Origin of the sequence: Corynebacterium sp. ACRPZ, assembly GCF_022346205.1 — a bacterium.
GTDB lineage: Bacteria > Actinomycetota > Actinomycetes > Mycobacteriales > Mycobacteriaceae > Corynebacterium > Corynebacterium lehmanniae.
Window position 1 is genome coordinate 38,714 of sequence record NZ_JAKRMR010000001.1, and the last position, 22,152, is coordinate 60,865.

The 22,152-nt window shown below is 65.4% G+C and carries 26 protein-coding genes; 12 read left to right on the forward strand and 14 right to left on the reverse strand.

Annotated features, from left to right (window positions below):
- Positions 1-7: 7 nt before the first annotated feature.
- Together MHX64_RS00190 and MHX64_RS00195 are read right to left on the reverse strand one after the other, a co-directional pair.
- Positions 8-1,576, reverse strand: a complete 1,569-nt coding sequence (locus MHX64_RS00190; protein ID WP_239355680.1) for an HNH endonuclease signature motif containing protein — start codon at positions 1,574-1,576, stop codon at positions 8-10.
- 89 nt (positions 1,577-1,665) lie between these two features.
- The gene (locus MHX64_RS00195; protein WP_181890154.1) at positions 1,666-1,905 is read right to left on the reverse strand and encodes a hypothetical protein; all 240 of its coding nucleotides are present in this window, start codon (positions 1,903-1,905) and stop codon (positions 1,666-1,668) included.
- A gap of 10 nt (positions 1,906-1,915) precedes the next feature.
- Between MHX64_RS00195 and MHX64_RS00200 the strand changes: the two genes are divergently transcribed.
- Genes MHX64_RS00200 through MHX64_RS00210 form a run of 3 tightly spaced genes read left to right on the forward strand, consistent with a single transcriptional unit; the run spans position 1,916 to position 3,908 of the window.
- Positions 1,916-2,752 (forward strand): DNA-formamidopyrimidine glycosylase family protein, encoded by an 837-nt coding sequence (locus MHX64_RS00200; protein WP_239355679.1) that lies wholly within the window; start codon positions 1,916-1,918, stop codon positions 2,750-2,752.
- Positions 2,752-3,654 carry a hypothetical protein gene (locus MHX64_RS00205; RefSeq protein ID WP_239355678.1) on the forward strand — a complete coding sequence of 301 codons (903 nt, stop codon included), beginning with the start codon at positions 2,752-2,754 and terminating at the stop codon, positions 3,652-3,654. Before MHX64_RS00200 ends, MHX64_RS00205 begins: the two co-directional genes overlap by 1 nt.
- Positions 3,655-3,659: 5 nt before the next feature.
- Entirely contained in the window at positions 3,660-3,908 is a 249-nt protein-coding gene (locus tag MHX64_RS00210; protein ID WP_181890151.1) for a hypothetical protein, read from the forward strand.
- A gap of 53 nt (positions 3,909-3,961) precedes the next feature.
- Here the strand turns inward: MHX64_RS00210 and MHX64_RS00215 are convergent, their stop codons facing one another.
- The 3 genes from MHX64_RS00215 to pgi are packed head-to-tail and all read right to left on the reverse strand — an operon-like array spanning position 3,962 to position 7,731.
- On the reverse strand, positions 3,962-4,591 hold the full coding sequence (locus MHX64_RS00215; protein WP_239355677.1) for a DedA family protein: 630 nt from the start codon (positions 4,589-4,591) through the stop codon (positions 3,962-3,964).
- A gap of 15 nt (positions 4,592-4,606) precedes the next feature.
- Entirely contained in the window at positions 4,607-6,094 is a 1,488-nt protein-coding gene (locus MHX64_RS00220) for a glutamate-cysteine ligase family protein (RefSeq protein WP_239355676.1), read from the reverse strand.
- Complete coding sequence (gene pgi / locus MHX64_RS00225) at positions 6,094-7,731, reverse strand: glucose-6-phosphate isomerase (protein ID WP_239355675.1); 1,638 nt, start codon at positions 7,729-7,731, stop codon at positions 6,094-6,096. Before pgi ends, MHX64_RS00220 begins: the two co-directional genes overlap by 1 nt.
- 110 nt (positions 7,732-7,841) lie before the next feature.
- On the opposite strand from pgi, the gene MHX64_RS00230 reads away from it, so the two are divergent.
- On the forward strand, positions 7,842-8,171 hold the full coding sequence (locus MHX64_RS00230) for an antibiotic biosynthesis monooxygenase (RefSeq protein WP_181890147.1): 330 nt from the start codon (positions 7,842-7,844) through the stop codon (positions 8,169-8,171).
- Positions 8,172-8,181: 10 nt separating this feature from the next.
- Here the strand turns inward: MHX64_RS00230 and MHX64_RS00235 are convergent, their stop codons facing one another.
- The gene (locus tag MHX64_RS00235) at positions 8,182-8,475 is read right to left on the reverse strand and encodes a chorismate mutase (protein ID WP_181890146.1); all 294 of its coding nucleotides are present in this window, start codon (positions 8,473-8,475) and stop codon (positions 8,182-8,184) included.
- Between MHX64_RS00235 and pcrA the strand changes: the two genes are divergently transcribed.
- Complete coding sequence (gene pcrA, locus MHX64_RS00240) at positions 8,414-10,855, forward strand: DNA helicase PcrA (RefSeq protein ID WP_370642052.1); 2,442 nt, start codon at positions 8,414-8,416, stop codon at positions 10,853-10,855. The two genes, MHX64_RS00235 and pcrA, sit on opposite strands and share 62 nt — an antisense overlap.
- Positions 10,856-10,859: 4 nt before the next feature.
- Here the strand turns inward: pcrA and MHX64_RS00245 are convergent, their stop codons facing one another.
- Together MHX64_RS00245 and MHX64_RS00250 are read right to left on the reverse strand one after the other, a co-directional pair.
- Positions 10,860-11,558 carry a M23 family metallopeptidase gene (locus MHX64_RS00245; protein ID WP_181890144.1) on the reverse strand — a complete coding sequence of 233 codons (699 nt, stop codon included), beginning with the start codon at positions 11,556-11,558 and terminating at the stop codon, positions 10,860-10,862.
- A 309-nt stretch (positions 11,559-11,867) separates the two neighbouring features.
- Positions 11,868-12,608: a M23 family metallopeptidase gene (locus tag MHX64_RS00250; RefSeq protein ID WP_181890143.1), complete on the reverse strand. Its 741-nt coding sequence runs from the start codon at positions 12,606-12,608 to the stop codon at positions 11,868-11,870.
- A 298-nt stretch (positions 12,609-12,906) separates the two neighbouring features.
- On the opposite strand from MHX64_RS00250, the gene MHX64_RS00255 reads away from it, so the two are divergent.
- The 6 genes from MHX64_RS00255 to MHX64_RS00280 all read left to right on the forward strand — a co-directional run bounded on the left by MHX64_RS00255 (position 12,907) and on the right by MHX64_RS00280 (position 18,549).
- On the forward strand, positions 12,907-14,142 hold the full coding sequence (locus MHX64_RS00255) for a DUF6350 family protein (protein ID WP_181890142.1): 1,236 nt from the start codon (positions 12,907-12,909) through the stop codon (positions 14,140-14,142).
- Positions 14,143-14,152: 10 nt separating this feature from the next.
- Complete coding sequence (gene purN / locus MHX64_RS00260; protein WP_239307342.1) at positions 14,153-14,737, forward strand: phosphoribosylglycinamide formyltransferase; 585 nt, start codon at positions 14,153-14,155, stop codon at positions 14,735-14,737.
- Positions 14,730-16,265 carry a bifunctional phosphoribosylaminoimidazolecarboxamide formyltransferase/IMP cyclohydrolase gene (gene purH, locus MHX64_RS00265; protein WP_239355673.1) on the forward strand — a complete coding sequence of 512 codons (1,536 nt, stop codon included), beginning with the start codon at positions 14,730-14,732 and terminating at the stop codon, positions 16,263-16,265. The genes purN and purH overlap by 8 nt, the downstream gene beginning before the upstream one ends.
- A 14-nt stretch (positions 16,266-16,279) precedes the next feature.
- The gene (locus tag MHX64_RS00270) at positions 16,280-17,149 is read left to right on the forward strand and encodes a hypothetical protein (protein WP_239355672.1); all 870 of its coding nucleotides are present in this window, start codon (positions 16,280-16,282) and stop codon (positions 17,147-17,149) included.
- A gap of 12 nt (positions 17,150-17,161) precedes the next feature.
- Entirely contained in the window at positions 17,162-17,737 is a 576-nt protein-coding gene (locus MHX64_RS00275) for a hypothetical protein (RefSeq protein WP_239355671.1), read from the forward strand.
- A 74-nt stretch (positions 17,738-17,811) separates the two neighbouring features.
- Positions 17,812-18,549 (forward strand): hypothetical protein, encoded by a 738-nt coding sequence (locus MHX64_RS00280; protein WP_239355670.1) that lies wholly within the window; start codon positions 17,812-17,814, stop codon positions 18,547-18,549.
- On the opposite strand, the gene MHX64_RS00285 is transcribed toward MHX64_RS00280, so the two are convergent.
- The 6 genes from MHX64_RS00285 to MHX64_RS00310 all read right to left on the reverse strand — a co-directional run bounded on the left by MHX64_RS00285 (position 18,546) and on the right by MHX64_RS00310 (position 21,681).
- Entirely contained in the window at positions 18,546-19,229 is a 684-nt protein-coding gene (locus tag MHX64_RS00285) for a TetR/AcrR family transcriptional regulator (RefSeq protein WP_239355669.1), read from the reverse strand. The genes MHX64_RS00280 and MHX64_RS00285 overlap by 4 nt on opposite strands.
- Positions 19,230-19,375: 146 nt before the next feature.
- Positions 19,376-19,627 (reverse strand): 30S ribosomal protein S18, encoded by a 252-nt coding sequence (gene rpsR, locus MHX64_RS00290; protein ID WP_172796731.1) that lies wholly within the window; start codon positions 19,625-19,627, stop codon positions 19,376-19,378.
- 11 nt (positions 19,628-19,638) lie between these two features.
- The gene (gene rpsN, locus MHX64_RS00295) at positions 19,639-19,944 is read right to left on the reverse strand and encodes a 30S ribosomal protein S14 (protein ID WP_070472882.1); all 306 of its coding nucleotides are present in this window, start codon (positions 19,942-19,944) and stop codon (positions 19,639-19,641) included.
- A gap of 3 nt (positions 19,945-19,947) precedes the next feature.
- Positions 19,948-20,112 carry a 50S ribosomal protein L33 gene (gene rpmG / locus MHX64_RS00300; protein WP_006841072.1) on the reverse strand — a complete coding sequence of 55 codons (165 nt, stop codon included), beginning with the start codon at positions 20,110-20,112 and terminating at the stop codon, positions 19,948-19,950.
- Entirely contained in the window at positions 20,112-20,348 is a 237-nt protein-coding gene (rpmB, locus tag MHX64_RS00305; RefSeq protein ID WP_181888011.1) for a 50S ribosomal protein L28, read from the reverse strand. The genes rpmG and rpmB overlap by 1 nt, the downstream gene beginning before the upstream one ends.
- A 202-nt stretch (positions 20,349-20,550) precedes the next feature.
- The gene (locus MHX64_RS00310; protein ID WP_370642049.1) at positions 20,551-21,681 is read right to left on the reverse strand and encodes an SLC13 family permease; all 1,131 of its coding nucleotides are present in this window, start codon (positions 21,679-21,681) and stop codon (positions 20,551-20,553) included.
- A gap of 188 nt (positions 21,682-21,869) precedes the next feature.
- Between MHX64_RS00310 and MHX64_RS00315 the strand changes: the two genes are divergently transcribed.
- Positions 21,870-22,139 carry a type B 50S ribosomal protein L31 gene (locus MHX64_RS00315; RefSeq protein ID WP_181888012.1) on the forward strand — a complete coding sequence of 90 codons (270 nt, stop codon included), beginning with the start codon at positions 21,870-21,872 and terminating at the stop codon, positions 22,137-22,139.
- Positions 22,140-22,152: the final 13 nt, after the last annotated feature.

The window sequence follows — 22,152 nt, forward strand, 5'->3', positions numbered from 1 at the left end:
ATGCCTTTTAGGGCCGCATCGGCATGCGGTGACCAGGGCGATTGGGACGGTGGTTTGGCTGATTCGCATGGGCAGCATGACCCGCGCGCCCCGGCGGTGGGGAGGTGGGCCAGTGCGTTTCCACAGGTGGCGGCGCCGACGCTGAGGCTCGTTTCGCCTTGATCCGGTTGACCGCCGAGTGCATGGCGGGGTCCGTGGTGTTGGTGTGGCGGGTGCCGTCGGCTTTGACCAAAACGGCACCGCCGGTGTCGGGGTCGTAGTCCATGTAGCCCTTGTTGAACGAGCCGTCCCTGCGGTCGTTGTTGCACCTGTGGTGGGTGGGGCACAGGCCGGTGAGGTTCTCGATGTCGGTCGCCCCATACCGCAACCAAGAGATGATGTGGTGGGCCTCGCACTCGCTCATGGAGGTCGTGCAGCCGGCCCAGGAGCACACCCCCTGGACTGCGAACATGGCGATGCGCTGGCCCACCGACGCGAGCCTCCGCGACCGGCCCAGGTGCAGCGGCACCCCGGAAAGCCCGTCGACGGTGAGCAGGAAGTCGCTCGTGCCGTCCATTCCGAGCCGGACCAGGTCGAAGGCGTCGAGCTCCACCCCGACGTTGGTTTGGAACAGGGTGTTGGCGTCGGCCTCGGCGAGGTCGTCGAGCGTGACGGACACGACCACCGACGCGGCACCGCCGTTCGCGGCCTGCTGGCCCTCCTCGTACTGGCGCAGGATGGACATGTACTGGTCGTAGCGGCGCTGACCTTTCGTGCGCGGGTCCCGGTCGCCCTGCAGTTCCTCCGGGATGTTGGAGTTCGGTGACAACCCCTTGTCGGTGAGTGCCTTGTAGAGCGCGTAGTCGGCGCGGGTCATCGACAGCGTCACGTCGAAGGTGCCGTCCACGTTCTCCCTGCCCAGCGAGGCGTCGCGCTTTTCAAAGCCCGCGTTCGGGTTCGCCTTCACGTGGGGCTTGTTGGCCTCGGCGACCAGGCGCTTCACAAACAGCCGTAGGTCCTTCTCGTCGCGGTATTTCGCCTGCTCCATCGCGCGGGCGTAGATGCGCATCCGCTCGCCCTCGGCAGCCTTGAGCAGCTTGTCCAGCTCGCGGCGGATGATGTCCTGCTTGGCGGCCGGGACCTCGTCGGCACGCTTGCGCGCCTCCTCCTGGTCCTTGCGGCGGCGCTCCGCTTCCTCCTCGGCGGCCTTGCGCGCGGCCTCCTCGGCAGCAAGGCGGTCATCTTCAGTGCAGTCCTCTTCGAAGAAGAAGTCTTCAGGCTCCGGAGGCTCCGGCGGAGCATCGAAAAGCGCCTTCGCCCGTGCGATGCGGTTGTACGCCTCGCCGCGCGAGATGCCGAGCTTTTCGGTCAGGTACGCGTCCGGGTGGTTCGCGCCGACCAGCTTTCCGGCGTCCGCCAGCACGCACGCCTGCGCGAAGGCGGCGTCCAGGTAGGCCTTCTTGTCCATCGCGCGTTCGAGGCGCGCGATGTCGTGGGTGATGGTGGCGAGGGGGAGGGCCGATGGATCGTCCAGAAGCTGGCGCAACTGCGACAGGCCGTCGGCGACCTGGTCCACGAGCTCGGCGATTCCGTTCATGACACCCTCCTTTCCGCAACATTTCGCGGGTGTTGGGTGTCAATGTAACAACGCGTCCGACACGTAAAACTCAAATTCGAACAAACATTCTAAACTAGCTGCTTCACCAGGTGATTCGCCGCCGCAAGGCCAAGTCGAGGATTCGCCTCGCGCACGTCTTTCACCGCGCGCACAAACTGCTCTTTGGGGTCGGTGCCGGTCTCCGCGAGCACCCCGCGCGCCCACTCGACCGCGGCGTCCATGTCCGGGAAGAACCCCACAAGCGACTCTTCCGGCGTCGGCCCGGAGTTGAAGACAGTGTTGAAGATTTTGCGCAGAAATTGGAACATAGACCCCACTATGCCCGAAGGTGATTCCGTCTATCAGCTGTCAAAACGCCTGCAGTGGATGCAAAACCGCGAAGTCACAGCCACCAGCATCCGCGTCCCGCGCTACGCCACCGTCGACTTCACGGGCATGACCTGCGAGCGCGTCTGGCCGTACGGCAAACACCTGTTCATGCAGTTCGCCAAAGACGGCTACCAGCCGCAGATCCTGCACACCCACCTGAAAATGGAGGGCACGTGGTCCATGCACCGCGCCGGCACCAGGTGGAAAAAGCCCGCTCACGCCGCCCGCGTGGTGCTTTCGCTTAGCGACGAACCAAAGGCCGACATCGAACTCGTCGGCTTTTGGCTCGGGCTGGTCCGCGTCTTTCCAGCCAGGGAATACCAACAGGAGATGGGCTACCTCGGCCCGGACCTGCTGGACCCGGACTTCGACCTCGATGAGGCGGTCAGGCGCATCGAGGCGGAGCCCGACCGCGAGATCGGCCGCGCCCTGCTGGACCAGCGCAAGCTTGCCGGCATCGGCAACGAGTACCGCGCGGAAATCAACTTCCTGGCTGGAACGCATCCAGCGGAATTGGTGCGAGACGTGGACGTCGAAAAGCATGTGCGGCTTGCGAGGCGCTTGATGTGGGCGAATAAAGACGCCCCCGTCCGCGTGACCACGGGGATCAAGCGGGCGGGGGAGACGAGTTACGTGTTCGGCCGCAACAACAAGCCGTGCAGGCGGTGCGGCACGCTAATTACCAAGGGTTTCCTCGGTGGGGAGGGCGACCTGGAGCGGGTTATCTGGTGGTGCCCGCAGTGCCAGCCTGAGCCTTGCTATATTCCGAGGCGAAAGGGGGAGTGATGTTTGACTTTGATTTCTTCAAAGAGAAACGCCCGTGGAGCAAGCAGGAGATTAACGAACTGGGGGAGTACTTTGCGGGATGGGCGGAGATGCCCGCCGAAGCCTCAGAAATGATCTACTGGCATGATGAGATAGCCAGGCGCACAGCTGCATCATGCGCGGATTTTGCGAAGCAACTTTTCGGTGGAGAAGGCCAGCGTCCGGACATCGTCAGCGCCTACCGGGTCAAGTCACAATCAACTATCGGTGACAAAATCCGCAGATCGAAAAAGGACCCGGGTGCGAATGTTCAGTTGGGCCGGATGTGGGATTTTGCGGGAGCACGAATTACAGCCAACGTGCTTCACGATGATCTTCGCTACCTGGGGTACGAGCTCCGTCGACGGCTAGTCGCGGAAGGGCATCGCGTCACTGAGCGGGACTACATCGCGCGTGCTCAGCCCGGCGGCTACCGCGCCCTTCACTTGATTATCGACTCAGCCGCGGGAATCGTTGAGTTGCAACTACGGACTTTGCTTCAGTCTGAGTGGGCCAACGCTTTTGAAAAGCTGGCAGATAAGACTGGGCGTCGAATCCGTTATGAAAGGAATTATCGGCCAGAAAACAGGAAGCTTGCTGAAGTCGCCGCTCACCTCGGGTCTATAGCGAGTGACATTCACGACATGGAGCGGACGCGAGCTGCGAGCAACCGGCACAGTCAGACCTCAATGAGAAATCTTGCAACTATACCTCCGGGGCTTCCATTGAATCCTCGGTTGCATGAGTTGCGTTCAAGATCTTTCGAAGCGCTGTCGCGATCCGAGGCTGTCGCTGGAGATCAGGCTTCGAGTATTCTGAGCCTCATTCGATCACTACGAGACCTATCGCAAAGCCTGAGCGCTTTCGAGCTTGAAAGCGAGTGAAGCAAATGAAGCACTTTCTCATCGTGTTCAACCGGAAAACCGGCGAGCGCCACATCACGGAATACGCGGATTCTCGCGAAGCGATCAGGCAGCGTCTCGACGAGGAGCAGTCCAACGAGAACCCTGACGTCGAAATCGTGGTGATCGGGTCGCCCTCACTCGAAGATTTGAAGGTGACCCACTCCAGGTACTTCCGGGTTGATGAGCTCCCTGATTTCGTTGAATATTGGACAAGAAGTGAGAGGGTTTCCTAAAACGTAAAAGGCAGCCGCCACATCTGTGAACGGCTGCCTGGGGTTGTGTTTTCCTACGCAGATGGATCCGCGTTCTTGTCCCGCACCGCACGGCGGATGAAGAACACCAAAAAGCCGAGGATGATCAGCAGCAGCACGACATAAATCACGTTGGAGTAGGTGTCGGCGTACTCGGTGGCCTTCTCCCAGTTGTCGCCGAGGACGTAGCCCAGGTAGATCAGGATGGCGTTCCAGATGCCGGAGCCGAGGGTGGTCCACAGGCCGAAGGTGACAAGGTTCATCTTGCCCAGGCCGGCGGGGATGGAGATCAGCGAGCGCACGCCGGGGATGAGGCGGCCGATAAACACGCTGGGCTTGCCGTACTTGGTGAAGAAGTTCATCGCGGCGTCCACGTCGGAGGCGCGCACGAGCCACATCCAGTCGGCGATTTTGCGCAGCCGCTCGAGGCCGAGCCACACTCCGACGCCGTAGAGCACGTATGCGCCGATGACGGAGCCCAGCACGGACCAGATGAACACGCTGATCATGTTCAGCGACCCCTGCGCGACGGTGAAGCCGGCGAGCGGCAGCACCACCTCGGACGGGATGGGCGGGAAGAGGTTCTCCAAGAGGATCGCGATTCCGACGCCGGGGGCGCCGAGGGTCTCCATGAGACCCACAATCCAGTCGATGATGCTCTGCATTGGGCCTATCTTGCCCTACTCAACCTCGAGCGTCCAAGTATGCACCGGCGCGTCTGCCTGGGAATTTTTCATGTACTGGCGTAAAACGCGGGCGAGCCCGTCGGCGCGCTCCGTGGTCAGGGCCTTCGACCCGCCGGCCACGCGCTCGAGCGCGGCGAGCTGCCACGTCGCACCGTTTTGCCGCGCCCGTACGCGCCCCTCGATCACGCCGAGGTACTCGTCGGCGCAGGCCTCGTCCACATTCAGCGTGCGCAGCCCTTCGTGCGCGAGCTCGAGCAGATGCTTCTCGACGAGCTCCGCCACCGCCACCGTCCCCAGCGTCGGCCACTCCACCTCGGCGTTGATGCCGTCGCGGGCGCCGGCGAGGAAGTTGTCGTTGGCCGCCTCGAAGCTCAGGCGCGACCACACTGGCCGGGTCTGGTTGCCGAGCGCCTTGACCAGCCCGTAGTAGAACGCCGCGTCCGCCACAATGTCCTTCACTGTGGGGCCCGCGGGCAGCAGGCGGTTTTCCACACGGATGTGGCTGAGCTCGCCGGCCGGGTCGTAGATGGCGCGGTTCCAGCGCCAGATGGTGCCGTTGTGCAAGTTGAGGTAGTGCAGGCCGGGGTTGTCGCCGTTCATGAACGGCGCGCCGGCTGCCATGCGGCCTTCGGGCAGCAGGGGAGAGAAGTAGCGCACGTTCTCCTCGAACAGGTCGAACACGCTGGTGATCCACCGTTCGCCGAACCACACGCGCGGGCGCACGCCCTGGTTGATCAGCTCTTTGGTGCGGGTGTCGATGGACTGCTTGAACACCGGGATGCGCGACTCGTGCCACACCTTGTGACCCATGAACAGCGGCGAGTTGGCGGACAGCGCCACCTGCACGCCCGCGATCGCCTGGGAGGCGTTCCACGCGTCCGCGAACCGGTTGGGTGCCACCTGCAGGTGCAGTTGCATGGAGGTGCAGGTGGATTCCGGGGCGATGGTTTCGAAGTAGTGGGTGTACTTTTCGTCGCGGCGCAGGTCGATCTTCACCAGCTCGCCGCGCGATTCCAGGATGGAGTTGTTCAGCCCGGCGTAGCGGTTTTCCTGGGTCATCCATTCGTCGCTGTCCAAAAACTGCGAGGTCATCGTCGGCAGCGTGCCGATCATCGCCAGCTGCGAGCCCGCCTGCTCCGCGGCGTCGCGCACGGTGGCAAGCCGCTTTTCCACCCCCTCGGCCAGCCTCGCCAACCCGTCGCCCTCAATTCCCAGCGGCGGGTGGTTCATCTCCACGTTGTAGGCGCCGATCTCGGACTGGTACTCGTCGCCAAGTATCTCCAGCACCGCCTGGTTGTTGGGGTGCGGCTGCATGTCGCCGTCCACCAGGTTGAGCTCGAGCTCGAGCCCGATTGTGCCGTGGTCCACGAAGTCCGCGTCCTGCAGATGGCGGTCGAAGCGCTCCAGATCGTCTTCAAGCCGGCGCCGGTAGGTGGTGCGCTGGCGCGGAGTGTAGGACTCCGAAGAAACGGCGTCGCCCATTAGCGGTGCTTCCTGTACCACGCGATCAGGCTGTCGGTGGAGGAATCGCCCGTGTCCGGCGCCTCCTCGCCAGCGACGGCGGCGGCGAGGTCGTTCGCCTGCGCCTTGCCCAGCTCCACGCCCCACTGGTCGAAGGCGTTGATGCCCCAGATCGCGGCTTCGACGAACACGATGTGCTCGTACAGCGCGATCAGCGCGCCCAGGCTGAACGGGGAGAGCTCCTCGGCCAGAATCGTGGTGGTGGGGCGGTTGCCCGGCATCACCTTGTGCGGGGCCAGCGCGTGCGGCACGCCTTCGGCCTCGATCTCCTGCTGGGTCTTGCCGAAAGACATGACCTTCGTTTGCGCGAAGAAGTTGCCCATGAGCAGGTCGTGCATGGAGCCCTCGCCGGTGGCGGTGGGCAGGTCCGCCCGGGGCTTGGCAAAGCCGATGAAGTCCGCCGGCACGAGCGTGGTGCCCTGGTGGATCAGCTGGAAAAACGCGTGCTGGCCGTTGGTGCCCGGCTCACCGAAGTAGATTTCGCCGGTGTCGTGGTCGACGCTTGCGCCGTCGATACGCGTGTGCTTGCCGTTGGACTCCATGGTCAGCTGCTGCAGGTACGCGGGGAAGCGGGCGAGGTCCTGCGAGTACGGCAGGACCGCGTGCGTCTGCGCCTTGTGGAAGTTGCGGTACCAAACATTTAGCAGCCCCATCAGCACAGGCACGTTTTCCTCGAACGGAGCGTCACGGAAGTGCTGGTCCATGGCGTGGAAACCGTCGAGCATCCGCATGAAATCCTCCGGGCCGATGACGGCCATAAGGCTGAGCCCGATCGCGGAATCCATGGAGTAGCGCCCGCCTACCCAGTCCCAGAACGGGAACATGTTGGCGGTGTCGATGCCGAACTCGGCCACCTTCTCCGCGTTGGTGGATACGGCCACGAAGTGCTTCGCAATCGCGGATTCGTCGCCGTCGAACTGCTCGAGCAGCCAGCGCTTCGCGGCGTGCGCGTTGGCCAGCGTCTCCTGGGTGGTGAACGTCTTGGAGGCGACGATGAACAGCGTTTCTTCCGCATCCACCTCAGCCAGCACGCGCGTCATGTCCGCCGGGTCCACGTTGGAAACGAACTCCGCGGTAATGCCCGCGGTGGCGTAGGTGCGCAACGCCTGCGCGGCCATGGCCGGCCCCAGGTCAGAGCCGCCGATGCCGATGTTGACCACCTTGGAAATCGTCTTGCCGGTGTGGCCCACCCACTCGCCGCTGCGCAGCTTGGAGGCGAACTCGCGCATCTGCTTCAGCACCGCGTGCACGTCCGCGGTCACGTTCTGGCCGTCCACCTCCAGCCCAGTGTCCTCGGGCGCGCGCAGCGCAGTGTGCAGCACCGCGCGGTCCTCTGTGGTGTTGATGTGCTCGCCGGTAAACATCGCCTCGATGCGGTCTTTCAGGCCTGCCTCGTCGGCCAAGGCGAGCAATTGCTTTGCGACGTCTCCGTCCACCAGGTTTTTGGAAAGGTCGACGCGAAGCCCGGCCGCGTCGAAGGTGTAGCGCTGCGCGCGCTGCGCGTCCGCCCGGAACAGGTCCCGCAGGGTGGTGCGGGACTTTTCCGCGTGGAGTTTTTCCAGCTTGCCCCAGCTTTCGGTGGACGTGATGTCGTGCATGTCAGCCTCCCAGGTGGCGGTCCAGGTTGCGGTTAGGTTGTCCTGGATCAACGGTAGCCAAAACGCGCTGCGCGCGTCCGCGGAGCGGGGGAGTGTGGATAATGGCGACCATGTCCATTGTGAAAATCAACGCGATCACCGTCCCCGAGGGTGCCGGCGAGGAGCTGGAGCGCCGGTTTGCCGCCCGCAAGCACTCCATCGACGGCCACCCCGGCTTCCAGGGTTTCCAGCTGCTGCGTCCGGTCAAGGGCGAGGACCGCTACTTCGTGGTCACCCGCTGGGCGGACGAGGAGTCCTACAACGCGTGGTGGGAAGGCGCGGGCCGCGCCGGGCACGGCGAGTCGAAGGACGCTGATAGTGACAAGCCCCGCAAGCCGGTCTCGCAGTCCGCGGACCTGCTGGAGTTCGAGGTCGTGCTCGACTCGCTGGAGCAGGACTAGCGGTGCAGGATTAACCCAGCTTTCCTCGGCCGAGGCGCAGCAGGATCTGTGCCAGGCCGGGTCCTTCCTCGCCCAGTTCGTCGCGGAACTGGTTGATTATGGCGACCTCGCGCGTGTGCACTAGGCGGGTGCCGCCGGAGCCCATGCGGGTCTTGCCGATGGCTTTGGAGATCTCACTGCGGCGCTTCACCGCGTCGAGGATCACGCGGTCCAGCCGGTCGATCTCTTTGCGGTACGCCTGAATCTCCGCGTCCGAGAGTGGGTCGTCTGTGCCGGAAGGCATGCGGATTTCAAGCTCGCTCATGGCTGTTTATTATGCCAGTTCGAACACCCGCGCGGGTCGTGTCGGAGGCGTTAGTACAGTTACGGCCATGACTGATCTGACCCTGGGTTTGAATCCGCAGCAGCAGGCCGCCGTCGTCCATGAAGGCAGCCCGCTGCTCATCGTCGCGGGCGCGGGTTCCGGCAAGACCGCGGTGCTCACCCGCCGCATTGCCTATCTGCTGCACAACCGCGGTGTGGCGCCGTGGCAGATCTTGGCCATCACCTTCACCAACAAGGCCGCCGCGGAGATGAAGGAGCGCGTGGGCCAGCTGGTCGGCCCGGAGGCGGAGCGGATGTGGGTGGCCACCTTCCACTCAGTGTGCGTGCGCATCCTGCGCCAGCAGGCCCAGCTGGTGCCGGGGCTGAACACCAACTTCACCATCTACGACTCGGATGATTCGCGCCGCCTTTTGGGCATGATTGCCAAGGACTTCAACCTGGATTTGAAGAAGTTCACGCCCCGCACCCTGGCCAACGGGATCTCGAATCTGAAAAACGAGCTGATTGGCCCGGAGACGGCGCTGGCAAACGCCGAGCGCACCCACAACCCGTTCGAGACCACGGTGGCCAAGGTGTACGTGGAGTACCAGCGTCGCCTGCGCCAGTCCAACGCGCTGGACTTCGACGACCTGATCGGCGAGGTCGTGCGCATTTTCAAGGAACACCCGCAGGTTACCGACTACTACCGCCGCCGCTTCCGCCACGTGCTTGTGGACGAGTACCAGGACACCAACCACGCCCAGTACGAGCTCATCCACACTCTTGTCGGCGACGGCCCGGACGCGCCGGAGCTGGCGGTCGTGGGCGATTCGGACCAGTCCATTTACGCGTTCCGCGGCGCGACCATCCGCAACATCGAGGAATTCGAGCGCGACTACCCGAGCGCCACCACGATCATGCTGGAGCAGAATTACCGCTCCACGCAGAACATCCTGGGCGCGGCGAACGCGGTGATCGCGCAGAACGAGGGCCGACGCCCGAAGAAGCTGTGGACGGACCAGGGCTCCGGCGAGAAGATCGTCGGCTACGTCGCGGACAACGAGCACGACGAGGCGCGCTTCATCGCCTCCGAGATTGACACCCTGGCGGACAGGGGAGTGCCGTACTCGGACATTGCGGTGATGTACCGCACCAACAACGCCTCGCGCGCGCTCGAGGACATCTTCATCCGCTCCGGCATCCCGTACAAGGTCGTCGGCGGCACGCGCTTCTACGAGCGCCGCGAGATCCGCGACATCGTCGCCTACCTGAAGGTCCTGGAGAACCCGGACGACACGGTGAGCATGCGCCGCATCGTCAACGTGCCTAAGCGCGGCATCGGCGACAAGGCGCAGGCGATGGTGGCGCTGCACGCGGAGAACAACAACCAAAGCTTTGGGCGGTCGCTTTTCGACGCCACGTTTGGCAACGTCGACATGCTTGCCAAGGCGGCCACAAACTCGATCACGCGATTTGTGGAGATGATCCGCCAGATCCGCGACGACATGCCGGCGATGCGCAACGAGGTCACGGGCATGCCGGACCTGGGCGCGCTAATCACCCGCGTGTTGGACGACACGGGCTACCGCGCCGAACTGGAGGCATCGAACGACCCGCAGGACGGCGCGCGCCTGGATAACCTCAACGAGCTGGTGTCTGTGGCCCGCGAGTTCTCCTCGGAGGCCGCCAACCAGGTGGCGTACATGACAGACGACGAACTCAACGAGGTAATGCAGGAAGGCGAGCCCGCGCCGGGGTCCCTGCAGGCGTTTTTGGAGAAGGTCTCCCTGGTGGCGGACGCGGACCAGCTGCCGGAGCACGAGCAAGGCGTGGTCACGTTGATGACGCTGCACACGGCGAAGGGCCTGGAGTTCCCGGTGGTGTTCGTCACCGGGTGGGAGGACGGGCAGTTCCCGCACCTGCGGGCGCTGGGGGATCCGGCGGAGCTCGCCGAGGAGCGCCGCTTGGCGTACGTGGGCATCACCCGCGCCAAGGAGCAGCTCTACCTGACGCGTGCGATCCTGCGCGCTTCCTGGGGCTCTCCGGTGACCAACCCTGCCAGCCGCTTCCTCGCAGAGGTCCCGGAGGACCTCATCGACTGGCGCCGGTTGGAACCGGAGCGCTCATTCAGTTCTGACGCGTGGGGCGCGCCCACCCGCTCCCGCCCGCCGGCCCGATCCCGCCGGGGCGGGTCCGGCACGAAGGTGCACAAGAACCTCAACTTGGCGGTGGGGGACCGGGTCAATCACGCCAAGTACGGGCTCGGCACCGTGATGGCGGTAGAGGGCTCGGGCGTGCGGGAAACGGTGACGATTGACTTCGGCTCCTCGGGCACCGTCCGTCTGATGACGATCGGCGGCGTGCCCATGGAGAAGCTCTAGCCCGCTAGATCTTGATGCCTTGGGCGGCGAACCACGGCACCGGGTCCACCTGGTTCACGCCGTCCGGCTTGATCTCGAAGTGGAGGTGCGGGCCGGTGGATTGGCCCTCGCTACCGATGGAGGCGATCTTCTGCCCGGCGGTGACGCGCTGGCCCACGGAGACGTCGTAGTAGCGCATGTGGCCGTAGACGGACACCTCGCCGCCGTCGTGCTTAATTACGACCCAGTTGCCGAAGCCGCGCGCCGGGCCTGCGGAGATGACGGTGCCGTCCATGACGGAGTAGATCGGGGTGCCCAGGTCATTGGCAATGTCGATGCCCTGGTGCACGGTGCCCCAGCGCGGGCCGAAGCCTGAGGTGAAGCGGCCGGATGCCGGGGTGACCACGGTGCGGCCGTCGGCGGTGCGACCGCGCTGCGGCGCCACCCAGTCGCTGCCCTTTGCTGGAGCGAACGCGGCGGCGAGCGGAGCCTCGAGAGCGCGGGGGTCGTAGACGATCTTGTAGTCGCCTGCGGTAATCGTCGCGCCGCTTTCCTTGATGGCGCCTGCGGCTTTCGCTACTGCGCCCACAGCTTGGCCCGCGTCGGAGATGGTTGCGCCGCCCACGGTGACGGTCAGGGCAGTAGCGGGCGCGGGCGCCAGGGTGAGCGCCATTGCCGCTGCGGCCGAGACGGCTGCGATGCTCGAAGTGAGACGTCGGTTCATGTTTGGGGGATACCTTTTCTAACTCTGTAGAGGGCTAGGCGCGGTCTCGGCCACGCACACAGGCAGAGAATCTAACCGGCGAAATGAGCCCTGGCAATGCTGTGACGTGCACGTTTGTTCGAATTTCCGCGTTATCCCGGATGTCCGTCCAGCTCATCCGGCGTGTTGCTGGTGTGAAAATTGTTACGCATGGTAATGGGCTGCGGGGGTGGGTGCTTTACCCCCGTCCAGTAGAAGGGCGATCAAAAAACGGGGCCGCCCGCGCGCCACAATGGCGCGGGCGGCCCCGTGAGAGGGCGGAAAAGCGCGTTAGAGGTTAATGCCTCGGGCTGCCAGCCAGGGGGCAGGGTCCGACGGGCTGGCGCCGTCAGGCCAGATCTCAAAGTGGAGGTGGGAGCCGGTGGAGAAGCCCTCGCTGCCCATGCCGGCGATGAGCTGACCGGGCTGCACAACCTCGCCGACGGCGACGTAGAGGGACTGCATGTGGCCGTAAACGGAGATGGAGCCGTCCTCGTGGCGGATGCGGATCCAGTTGCCGAAGCCCTGCGCCGGGCCGGAGTCGATCACGGTGCCAGCGGCAACTGCGCGGATCGGGGTGCCCGGGGTGTTGGCGATGTCGACGCCGTTGTGCATCGAGCCCCAGCGCATACCAAAGCCCGAGGTGAAGGCACCCTCGGCCGGCTTAGTAAACAGCGGCGCGCGGGCGGCTTCGTCCAGGCGGGCAACCTCGTCGGAGTGCTGGATAGCCTTGTCCAGCTGCTCGGTGAGGTTCTCCACCGGCTTGTATTCGGCGATGGAGAGGATCTGCGGGGTCTCCTCGGCGGAAGCCTCGTCCACTCCCGGATCGGCGCTCTGGAGCTCGTCGGCGTCTGCGGCGAGCTTGATGTTCTGTCCCTGCTCGGCGTCCTGGTTGCTGGTGAGGGCACCGGCGACCAGGCCGGAGAAACCAGCGGTGGACACAGCGCCAGTGGCTGCTGCGACGACGGCAACGCGCCCCTTGTTGGGGGACTGCTTGCGGTGCTTGCCGCCCTGCTTCGTGGAGTTGAACATGAGCCCTCTTTGAGATCTTCCGTTGGCCGTGGGTTCCGCTGCTCACCGCGGAATCGTGACCTTCCTGTTATCTACGAGAGGCTACTGTAACGAATTGGTTTCGTCGGAGCAAGATGAAATCTGAAAATACTCTTAAATCGCGTCTATTCGGGGGAATGTTACACACCCACCGTGCGGGAGATGTGCGCCACGCCCGCGCGTTGCGGGCGGCCCAGGGCGCATTTCGGAGTGCGCCGCAGCCCGCGGCCAGGGTGTCACTGTGGTGGCCTTTGTGGCTGGGGTGGCAGAGTAGGACGCGATGAGCACCACACCCAACCAAAGGCCCCGCCAGGCGGATGCGCGCCGCCAGCGCCGCAAGGGCGCATCCCTGCGGAAGATCACGGGCATCAAGCGCCCCGCGGACAGCGGCAAAATGCCCGCCACGGCGAAAGAACGTGTGCGCCACTACCTGCCGTACGCGCTCGTGCCGAACTTGGCGCTGGTGCTCGGCATCGTCGCGTTGTGCTTCGCGGTCATCCTCATTGCAGGTTGGAGCCTGACGTACTTCCCCGGGGCTCTCGGCGAGGCATGGTTCGCGCTCCACGGGGTGCCGTTGCTTATCGACGGCGTCTCGCTGACCGCCATGCCCCTTTTGCCCGCCGTTGGCGTGGCCGCAGTGGTGGCGGTGCAGGTGCGCAAGGCCACCGCCGGCCGCGTGAGCGTTCTGGATCTGCTCACCCTCCTCGGGCTCTCGCTCGGCTTGCCGCTGCTGGTCAGCGGCATCGCGCTGTTCATGGTCTTCGACGCCTCGCACGTGTACCCGGTGGCCACCCCGCCTGTGGTTGCCGCGTTTGTGTACCCGCTGATCGTGCACCTTCTCGGCTTCGTCGTCGGCGTGCGTCGCGTTGTGTGGCACGCGCTGGCCAAGCGCAGCGGCATTCCGTCCGTGGCGGTGGACACAGGGGCACAAGCGGCGAATCTCATTCTCCGCCTGCTCGCCGCGGCCGCGGTGGTCTTCCTTATTGCGCTCGCCTTCGGCTACGGGCGCGTCGGTGAGCTTGTCTCCCAGTTCCCGCAGCTCGGCGTCGGCGGGGGCATCGCCCTGGTGGTGCTGAGTCTGCTGTATCTGCCCAACGCGGCGGTCGCCCAGCTCGCGGTGCTCCTCGGCGGCAGCTTTGAGGCCGCGGGCGCGGGCGTGAGCCTGTTCGCCACCTCCAACGTGGCATACCCGCCCCTGCCGCTGTTCGCCGCGATCCCCGCAGAAATGCCCCAGTGGGCGCCGGTGCTGCTCATCGTGCCGGCGGCGGTGCTGGCGCACGCGTTCGTCGTTAAGCCACTGAGCCTCGAAGGCGTCGCCGCGACCGCAACGTGGGCGGCGCTTATGGGGGCGGTGCTGGGCATCTTCTCTTCCGGTGGTGCCGGAGCGTACGGGCTCGTCGGCGCGGATCCGTTCGCGTTGGCGTTGTCGCTGTTTATCTGGGTTGCCCTCACGGGCGCACTGGTGCGCGGAGTCGCGCTGGTGAGGCAACGCGCGTCGGCGCGCAGCGGTAGTTAGACTTGAACCCGTGAGTGACTCTGCGAAATCGGTGGCCGTCCTCGCGTCGGGCACCGGCACCCTGTTGAAAGCGATCATCGACAACCAGGAGAACCGCTACCGCGTCGACCTCGTGGTGGCGGATCAAATTTGTCCGGCACTGCAACGCGCCAAAAATGCCGGCATTCGCACCGCCGTGGTGCCGATGGAAACCAACCGCAACGCCTGGAACGACAAAATGGTGGCCGCTGTGGCCTCCGTCGAGCCGGACTTGGTGGTTTCCGCCGGCTTCATGCGGCTGCTCGGCCCGGCCTTTGTCCGGGAGTTCGAGGGGCGCACGATCAACACTCACCCGTCGCTTCTTCCCTCGTTCCCGGGCGCGCACGCGGTGCGCGACGCGCTGGAGCACGGCGTGAAAGTCACTGGCTGCACCGTGCACTACGTGGATGCCGGCCTGGACAGCGGCGAGATCATCGCCCAGCGCCCTGTCGAGGTTGAGGCGGGGGACACAGAGTCCGAGCTCCACGAACGCATCAAGAAGGTGGAGCGCGAGCAGATCGTTCATCTGCTGCACAACGTCGAAATTGTCAATGGAAAGGCTGTCTTCAATGTCTAAGCGGGAAATTAAGCGCGCTCTGATCAGCGTCTACGACAAGACCGGGTTGGAGGAGCTCGCCCGCGCGCTTGGCCAGGCGGGCGTGGAGATCGTCTCCACCGGCTCCACCGCGAAGCGCATCGCTGACGCGGGTGTGGCGGTCACCGAGGTTGCGGACGTGACCGGCTTCCCGGAGGTGCTCGACGGCCGCGTGAAGACGCTGCACCCGCGCGTGCACTCCGGCATCCTCGCGGACCTGCGCAAGAACAGCCACGTAGACCAGCTGCAGGAGCTGGGCATCGAGCCGTTCGATCTCGTCGTGGTCAACCTCTACCCGTTCGAGGAGACTGTGGCCTCCGGCGCTACTTTCGACGAGTGCGTCGAGCAGATCGACATCGGTGGGCCGTCCATGGTCCGCGCCGCGGCGAAGAACCACCCGTCGGTCGCCGTCGTCACCTCGCCTGCGCGTTACGGCGAGGTCGTGGAGGCGGTCAAGGGCGGCGGCTTCGACCTTGAGCAGCGCAAGCAGCTCGCGCTTGAGGCATTTACGCACACTGCGCTTTACGACGCCGCGGTCTCCTCCTGGCTGTCCAACCAGCTAGGCGCGGACGCCTCCGGCGCCGGCAAGACCACCACCCTGCGTTACGGCGAGAACCCGCACCAGGCCGCACGCCTGGAAAACGAGGGCTGGGGTCTGGCCGCCGCCACCCAGCACGGCGGCAAGGAGATGAGCTACAACAACTACCAGGATGCTGACGCCGCCTGGCGCGCCGCCTGGGACCACGAGCGCCCGTGTGTGGCGATCATCAAGCACGCCAACCCTTGCGGCGTGGCCGTGTCCGACACCTCGATCGCGGACGCGCACAAGAAGGCGCATGCCTGCGACCCCGTTTCCGCCTACGGCGGCGTGATCGCCTGCAACCGCGAGGTCACCCTGGAGCTGGCGGAGCAGATCAAGCCGATCTTCACCGAGGTTGTCGTCGCACCGTCCTACGCCGCGGACGCGCTCGAGCTGCTGCAGACGAAGAAGAACCTGCGCATCCTCGAGGTTGAGCCGAAGCAGCAGGACGAGGAGCGCAAGCAGATCGCCGGCGGCTGGCTCGTGCAGGAGCGCGACCGCTTCCAGGCCGAGGGCGACACCGCCGCCAACTGGACCCTGGCTGCGGGCGAGGCGGCCGACGAGCAGACTCTTGCCGACCTCGAATTCGCCTGGCGCGCAGTGCGCTGCGTGAAGTCGAATGCAATCCTGATCGCGTCCGAGGGGGCGTCTGTCGGCATCGGCATGGGCCAGGTCAACCGAGTGGACTCCGCGAAGCTCGCCGTGGACCGCGCCAACACCCTCGACGAGGGCCGAAACCGCACCAACGGCGCCGTGGCCGCCTCCGACGCGTTCTTCCCGTTCGCGGACGGGTTCCAGCTGCTGGCGGACTCCGGTGTGAAGGCCGTGGTGCAGCCCGGCGGCTCCATCCGCGACGAGGAAGTCATCGCCGCCGCCGAGGCTGCTGGGGTGACCATGTACCTGACCGGCACCCGCCACTTCGCCCACTAGAAAGACTTGTTCCCGTGCCCTCCAAAGTTGCAGCCCTGGCCCTGACTGCGGGCCTGGCGTTCCCCATGTCGTCGGTGCCGACCTACACGGCGATCGACCAGATTCCCGTGATCGGCCAGCCCATCGTGCAGGCCTACAACCAGCTGCCGCCGCAGGTGAAAAACGCGATCCGCCTGCCGCTGCCGCTGACCACCCCGAAGCCGGACAAGGCGCAGCACGTCGCGCCCGCCGTCGACGTCCAGACCCAGCTGGACCGCCTAGTGGCGGACGTGGTGGCTCGCCACGGCGGGCGCGCCACGGTGTCCGTGGGCGGCTTCACGGCAGGCGACAACCGGCCCGAGCCCGCGTTTTCCACGATGAAGGTGCCGCTGGCCATCGCCGCGCTGCGCCAGAGCCAGGCGTTCTACCCGGACGCTGAGGCCGCCGTGACCCGCTCCGACAACCCCGCCGCGCACCACATGTTCGGCCAGGTGCCTGCCGCTGGCTACGAGGGCGTGATCCGCGAAGCGGGCGCGCGCACGACCACCCCGGCCGGCTACCAAATGGGCACGCTGTGGACCACCAGCGACCAGGCCGAGTTCGCCTCGGGCCTGCGCTGCGTTCCAGGGCACGAGCCGGTGCTGGAGATGATGGGCCGCATCGTGGACCACCAGCACTGGGGCCTGGGCCGCATCGGCGGCGCCCGCTACAAGGGCGGCTGGAACTACCACGAGGGCGGACACCTGGCCCGCCAGTTCGGCCTGATCCCGGGCCCGAACGGCGACATCGCCGTGGCGATTACCGCCCACAGTCCGAAGGGGCACGAGGGCAGCTTCGCCATGCTGGACGAGCTCGCGAACGGGCTAAACGCCATGCGCGCCGACCTACCCACGTCGCGCTGCTAGGTGGTTGTTTCCATGACCTACCAAGGCTCCAGCAAGTGGACCCCGGACCAGCCGCACAACACGGATCCGGACCTCGCTCAGACGCAGCAGTTCGGCGCCGTGCCGCAGCAGCAGTACAGCCAGCCCAACGAGTACCCGTCCAGCTACCAGCCTGAGCAGCCGGAGAAGCGCGGCGGCCCGAGCCCGTGGCTCTACGTGCTGGCGGCGTTGCTGCTCGCCGCGCTCGTCGGCGTGCTCGCATTCATGGGCGGCTCCGGCGCATTCAACCGCTCCAGCGAGCCGGTGACCAGCACGGTGGTTGAGACGCGCACGCTGCCCAAATCGGAGGCACCCGCGCCTGACAAGCCCAGCAAGGAGCCGGCGAAGCGCACGTACTCGCACTATGCTCCGGCTACGGACGTGACCACCGACGGGTTTGCAGCCAACGTGTTTGAGGCGTTCCAGGGCACATACGACCGCACTGGGACGACCGATATGACGGTGTCTGTCTACAGCCCGGCCACCAAGATCACCTACCGCATGACCTGCTCCGGCGGGGAGACGGTGTACTGCACCGGCGGTAACAACGCCCGGGTCAAGATTTGGTAGCTCGTCGGCGTCTCGGACTCGCCGCAGCCGGCGCGTTGTTCTTGTCCGCCTGTTCCGGTGGCCAAGATACCGTGGTGGTCACCTCCACCGTTACGGAGACGCCACCGCCGGCTCCCGATGCGCATTTGCCTCTCGACGCCACCGTGGCCCACGTCGAATCCACCTTCGGCGGCCAGCTGGGCATAGCAACGATAGGGGAGCGAGGGCCGGAAACTGCCGGATTCACCGCCCCGAGCCCGGCCTGGTCCACCATCAAGGTGCCGATCGCCGTGGCGGCGATGCGCGCAAACCCCGGTCTCGAGGCAGATGCCCGAGCCGCAGTGAGCGCGTCCGACAACGCGGCGGCGCAGCGACTCTATGATGCCGTCGGGCCGGGCGCGGTCGATGCGGTGCTGGACGATGCCGGGTTGGCTGCGCACGTGAACACTGAACCGCTTCGCCCTGAGTTCTCTGCCTTCGGGCAGACGCAGCTCGGCGTGGCCGACGAGGCCGCTCTGGCGAACACCGTCGCCTGCGTGGAGGGCGCCGACCCGGTGCTGCAGTTCATGGGGCAAATCGACCCCTCGCAGGCGTACGGCCTGGGGGCAGCAGGGGCGCTGTTCAAGGGCGGTTGGGGCCCGGACCCCGCGGGTGCCTACCAGGTTCGGCAGTTCGGGCTTGTGCCGCGCGGCGACGGCACGTGGGCGCCGGTGGCGCTCACCGCGCTGCCCGCGGACGGAACATACGAGACGGGGCAGGAGATGCTCACCGCCGCTGCGGAAACGCTCGCCGCCGATCCGGCGCAGCTCCCGGCGGCTGCCTGCCAGCCCTAGTTCTGTTCGTCCTTGCGGGAAACCAGGTCCACCAGCTCGAGCATGCGCTCGGTGCGGCGTTCCGGCAGATCCGTGTGGAGCACATCCAGCACGGCGTCGGCGATGGTGACGGCGGGGGCGGGCAGGGCATCGTCGACAAGCGGGTAGGGCGCGGTGCCTGTGTTGTCGCGCATCTCGATGGCCGCGAGCGTCATGTGGAACGGAAGGTCGATGCGCGGGTCGTCGTCGCCGACGATCTGCCCCGACAGCTTACGGAAGATTCCCTCCAGCTCCTGGCGCGCCTCGTGGTACTCCGCGAACTCCTCGGACAAAAGCACAGGCAGTTGGTAGAGCCTGCCGATGTTCCAATTCGAGGACAACAGGATGCGCGACTCGGCGGCCACGAGAGCCCAAAGCTTCACCGCCGCCGACTCGTCGGTCTTGGCCAGATCCGACGCGAGTGCCAGCGCTGGCTGGATCGTGCCCATCAGGAGCGTGAGAAAGATGTCGCGCTTGGAGGGGAAGTGGTAGTACAGCGAGGCCTGGCGCATGCCCACCGCGTCCGCGATGTCGTGGGTGGAGGTGGTGGCGAAACCTTTGCGGGTGAACAGCTCGGAGGCGGCGTCGAGGATCTCCTCGCGCGCGGTGGCGCCTCTGCGGCGGGGGCTTTGCTTGCGTGGCCGTCCGACCGGTTTCGCCATGCCTTCCGTCCTTCCGTCATAGCTCGCTATTTATGGTTGCGCGGGATAACTATAGACGAAAAGCACCCGCTCTCGACCCTCTGGGGAGGGGAGTGCGGGTGCTTGAAAGAGCCGAAGACTCTACGCTGTCATCGTCAACCGGCTAATTAGCGGGTGGTGAACGGCAGAAGAGCCATCTCGCGCGCGTTTTTCACAGCGGTAGCGACCTGGCGCTGCTGCTGCGGGGTCAGACCCGTGACGCGGCGGGAACGGATCTTGTGGCGGTCGGAGATGAACAGACGCAGGGTCTCAACGTCCTTGTAGTCGACCGACTCGATGCCCTTCGCCTTCAGCGGGTTCTTCTTCGGGCGGCGGGACTGCTCAATGCGCGGCTTACGCGAATTGTTGCGCTTCATAATGTGAGTCCTCCTTACCACGAAGACTTACGGACGCCAGGCAGCTCACCGCGGTGAGCCATCTCGCGCATACGGACACGGGAAACACCGAACTTGCGGAGGTAGCCACGGGGGCGACCGTCACGCGAGTCACGGTTGCGCACGCGGGCCGGGGAGGCGTCGCGCGGCTGACGGTTGAGCTCGAACTGTGCCTCAAGACGGTCCTCGTCAGAGGTCTCCGGGTTCTTGATGATGGCCTTGAGCTCCTGACGACGCTCCGCGTAGCGGGCGACGATCTCTTTACGCTGCTCGTTCTTAGCGATCTTGGACTTCTTCGCCATGGATTATCGCTCCTCGCGGAATTCGACGTGCTTGCGAACAACCGGGTCGTACTTCTTCAGCGTGATGCGATCCGGGTTGTTGCGCTTGTTCTTGCGGGTCACATAGGTGAAACCGGTGCCCGCAGTGGACTTGAGCTTGATGATCGGGCGGATATCGTTACGTGCCATTAGATCTTCTCACCTCGTGCGCGGATCTGGGCGACGACGGACTCGATGCCGTCGCGGTCGATGATCTTCAGACCCTTGGTGGAGACGTTCAGGGTGATGGTACGGCCCTCGGAGGGCAGGTAGAACCGGCGCTTCTGCACGTTGGGGTTCCAACGGCGCGAGTGGCGGCGGTGCGAGTGCGAGACGGTCTTGCCGAACGACGGCTTACGTCCCGTGACCTGGCAATGTGCCGACATGGGTTAGCTTCCTTACTCTTCTTGCCGCCCACGACACGATCGCTATGTGAGGTAAAGCGCCAGGTGAGAAGCGGAGTGAGGGTCCGCGACCAGCGCAAGTGCAATCGGTTGACGCAGGCGTAAACGTGTACTTCGACAACAGCGAGAGACAACCATACCGTCTTAGGCCTCTATCTCATAATCGCGTCTGGCTGGCTTTTCTCTAGCCTGCCGCCAGCAATGCAGCGGTGGCGGCAGTGACGGCTACCGGGGCGAGCACTAGGCCCCACAGGATGAAGTGGCGCCAGGGCACCGCGGCCCCTGCCCGCTTCAGCTGGTCCGCCCAGAGCAAGGTGGCTAGCGACGCCCAAGGTGTCACCAGCGGGCCGGCATTGACGCCGATAAGAAGAGCCATCACGCCGTCTTGGCCGCCGGCCGCGGGCTCAAGCGCGAGAAATGCCGGCAGGTTGTTGATGCCGTTGGCCGCAAGAGCGCCCGCCGCTGCGATGGCGCCGGGGTGCGCGCCGTCGAGAAGGCCCACCGCAGCGGCAACGGCATCGACGTGGAGGGCCAACACCGCTGCGGCTGAGAGTGTGGCCGCGAGGAGCAGCGCGTGCCACGGGATCAGCGAAGCGGCACCTGCCTTGCGGCCGGCCGGCCCAACCGCGAACCACATCGCGACAGCGGCGACGACGCCGGTGAGCCAATAGGGAACCGGGCTCAGCAGCGCGGCGACGGTTGCGCCGAGGACAATCAGCGCCGGCGTCGGTCGCGCAACCGCCGTCGGCGCATGGTTGGGCGCGGGGGTGGCGGCACGGTAAATAAGGCGGGCGCTGTACGCGGCGGCGACGGCAACCGCGATCGCCGCGGCGGCGGGCGCGGCGGCCGCGCGGATGTAGTCGTGGTTGGTGCTGAAGGCCCCGCCGCCGAGTGCTAGTAGGTTGGTCAGGTTCGACACCGGCAGCGGCATTGACGCGAGGTTGGCGATCCAGACCACCGACAACGCCACCGCGGGCTGCGGAAGCCGGAAGCGGGACGCCAGCTGCACGGCGAGCGGGGTGAGCATGATGGCCGTGGTGTCGAGGGAGAAGAACACCGTCGACACTATTGTCAATGCCAAAAATCCAGCGAACACCGCCTCGCGGCTGCTTGTGCCGCGTTCGAGTGCTGACACGAGCCACTCGAACATGCGGACGCGCGCGGCCAGGTTCACCACGGCAGACATCCCAGCGGCAAAGGTGAGTACAGGTATCAGGCGTGCAGCGAGTGCGACAGCGTCGGCTGGGCTGGCGGCAGTGAGGCCGGCAAACGCCGCAATCGCGGCGGCGGGTAAAAGGAATCGTTGGTGTGGCATGGGGAGGTGGACCGGAGGGGCGTCGATAGGCAAAGTGCGCAATTAGGTAAACGCGCACGTGAACTGTAAGATACTGCGGGTTATCCGGCGACCGTCGGATGAAAAGACCATTTCGCACCCAACTCGGGCACGATCCGCGGGACTTCGCGGAACCGACCCGTAGTTCAATCCTGAGGGAGACGAATCTAATGAAGAAGGATATTCACCCGGATTACCACCCGGTGATTTTCCAGGACGCAAACACGGGCCACAAGTTCCTGACGCGCTCCACCCTGACCTCCGCACGCACTGAGCAGTGGGAAGACGGCAACGAGTACCCGCTCGTGGTCGTGGACGTCACCGCCGAGTCCCACCCGTTCTGGACCGGCGCGCAGCGTCTCATGGACACCGCCGGCCGCGTGGAGAAGTTCAACCAGCGTTTCGGCGGCATGGCCCGCCGCAAGAAGAAGGCCAACTAGAGGGGATAAAGGA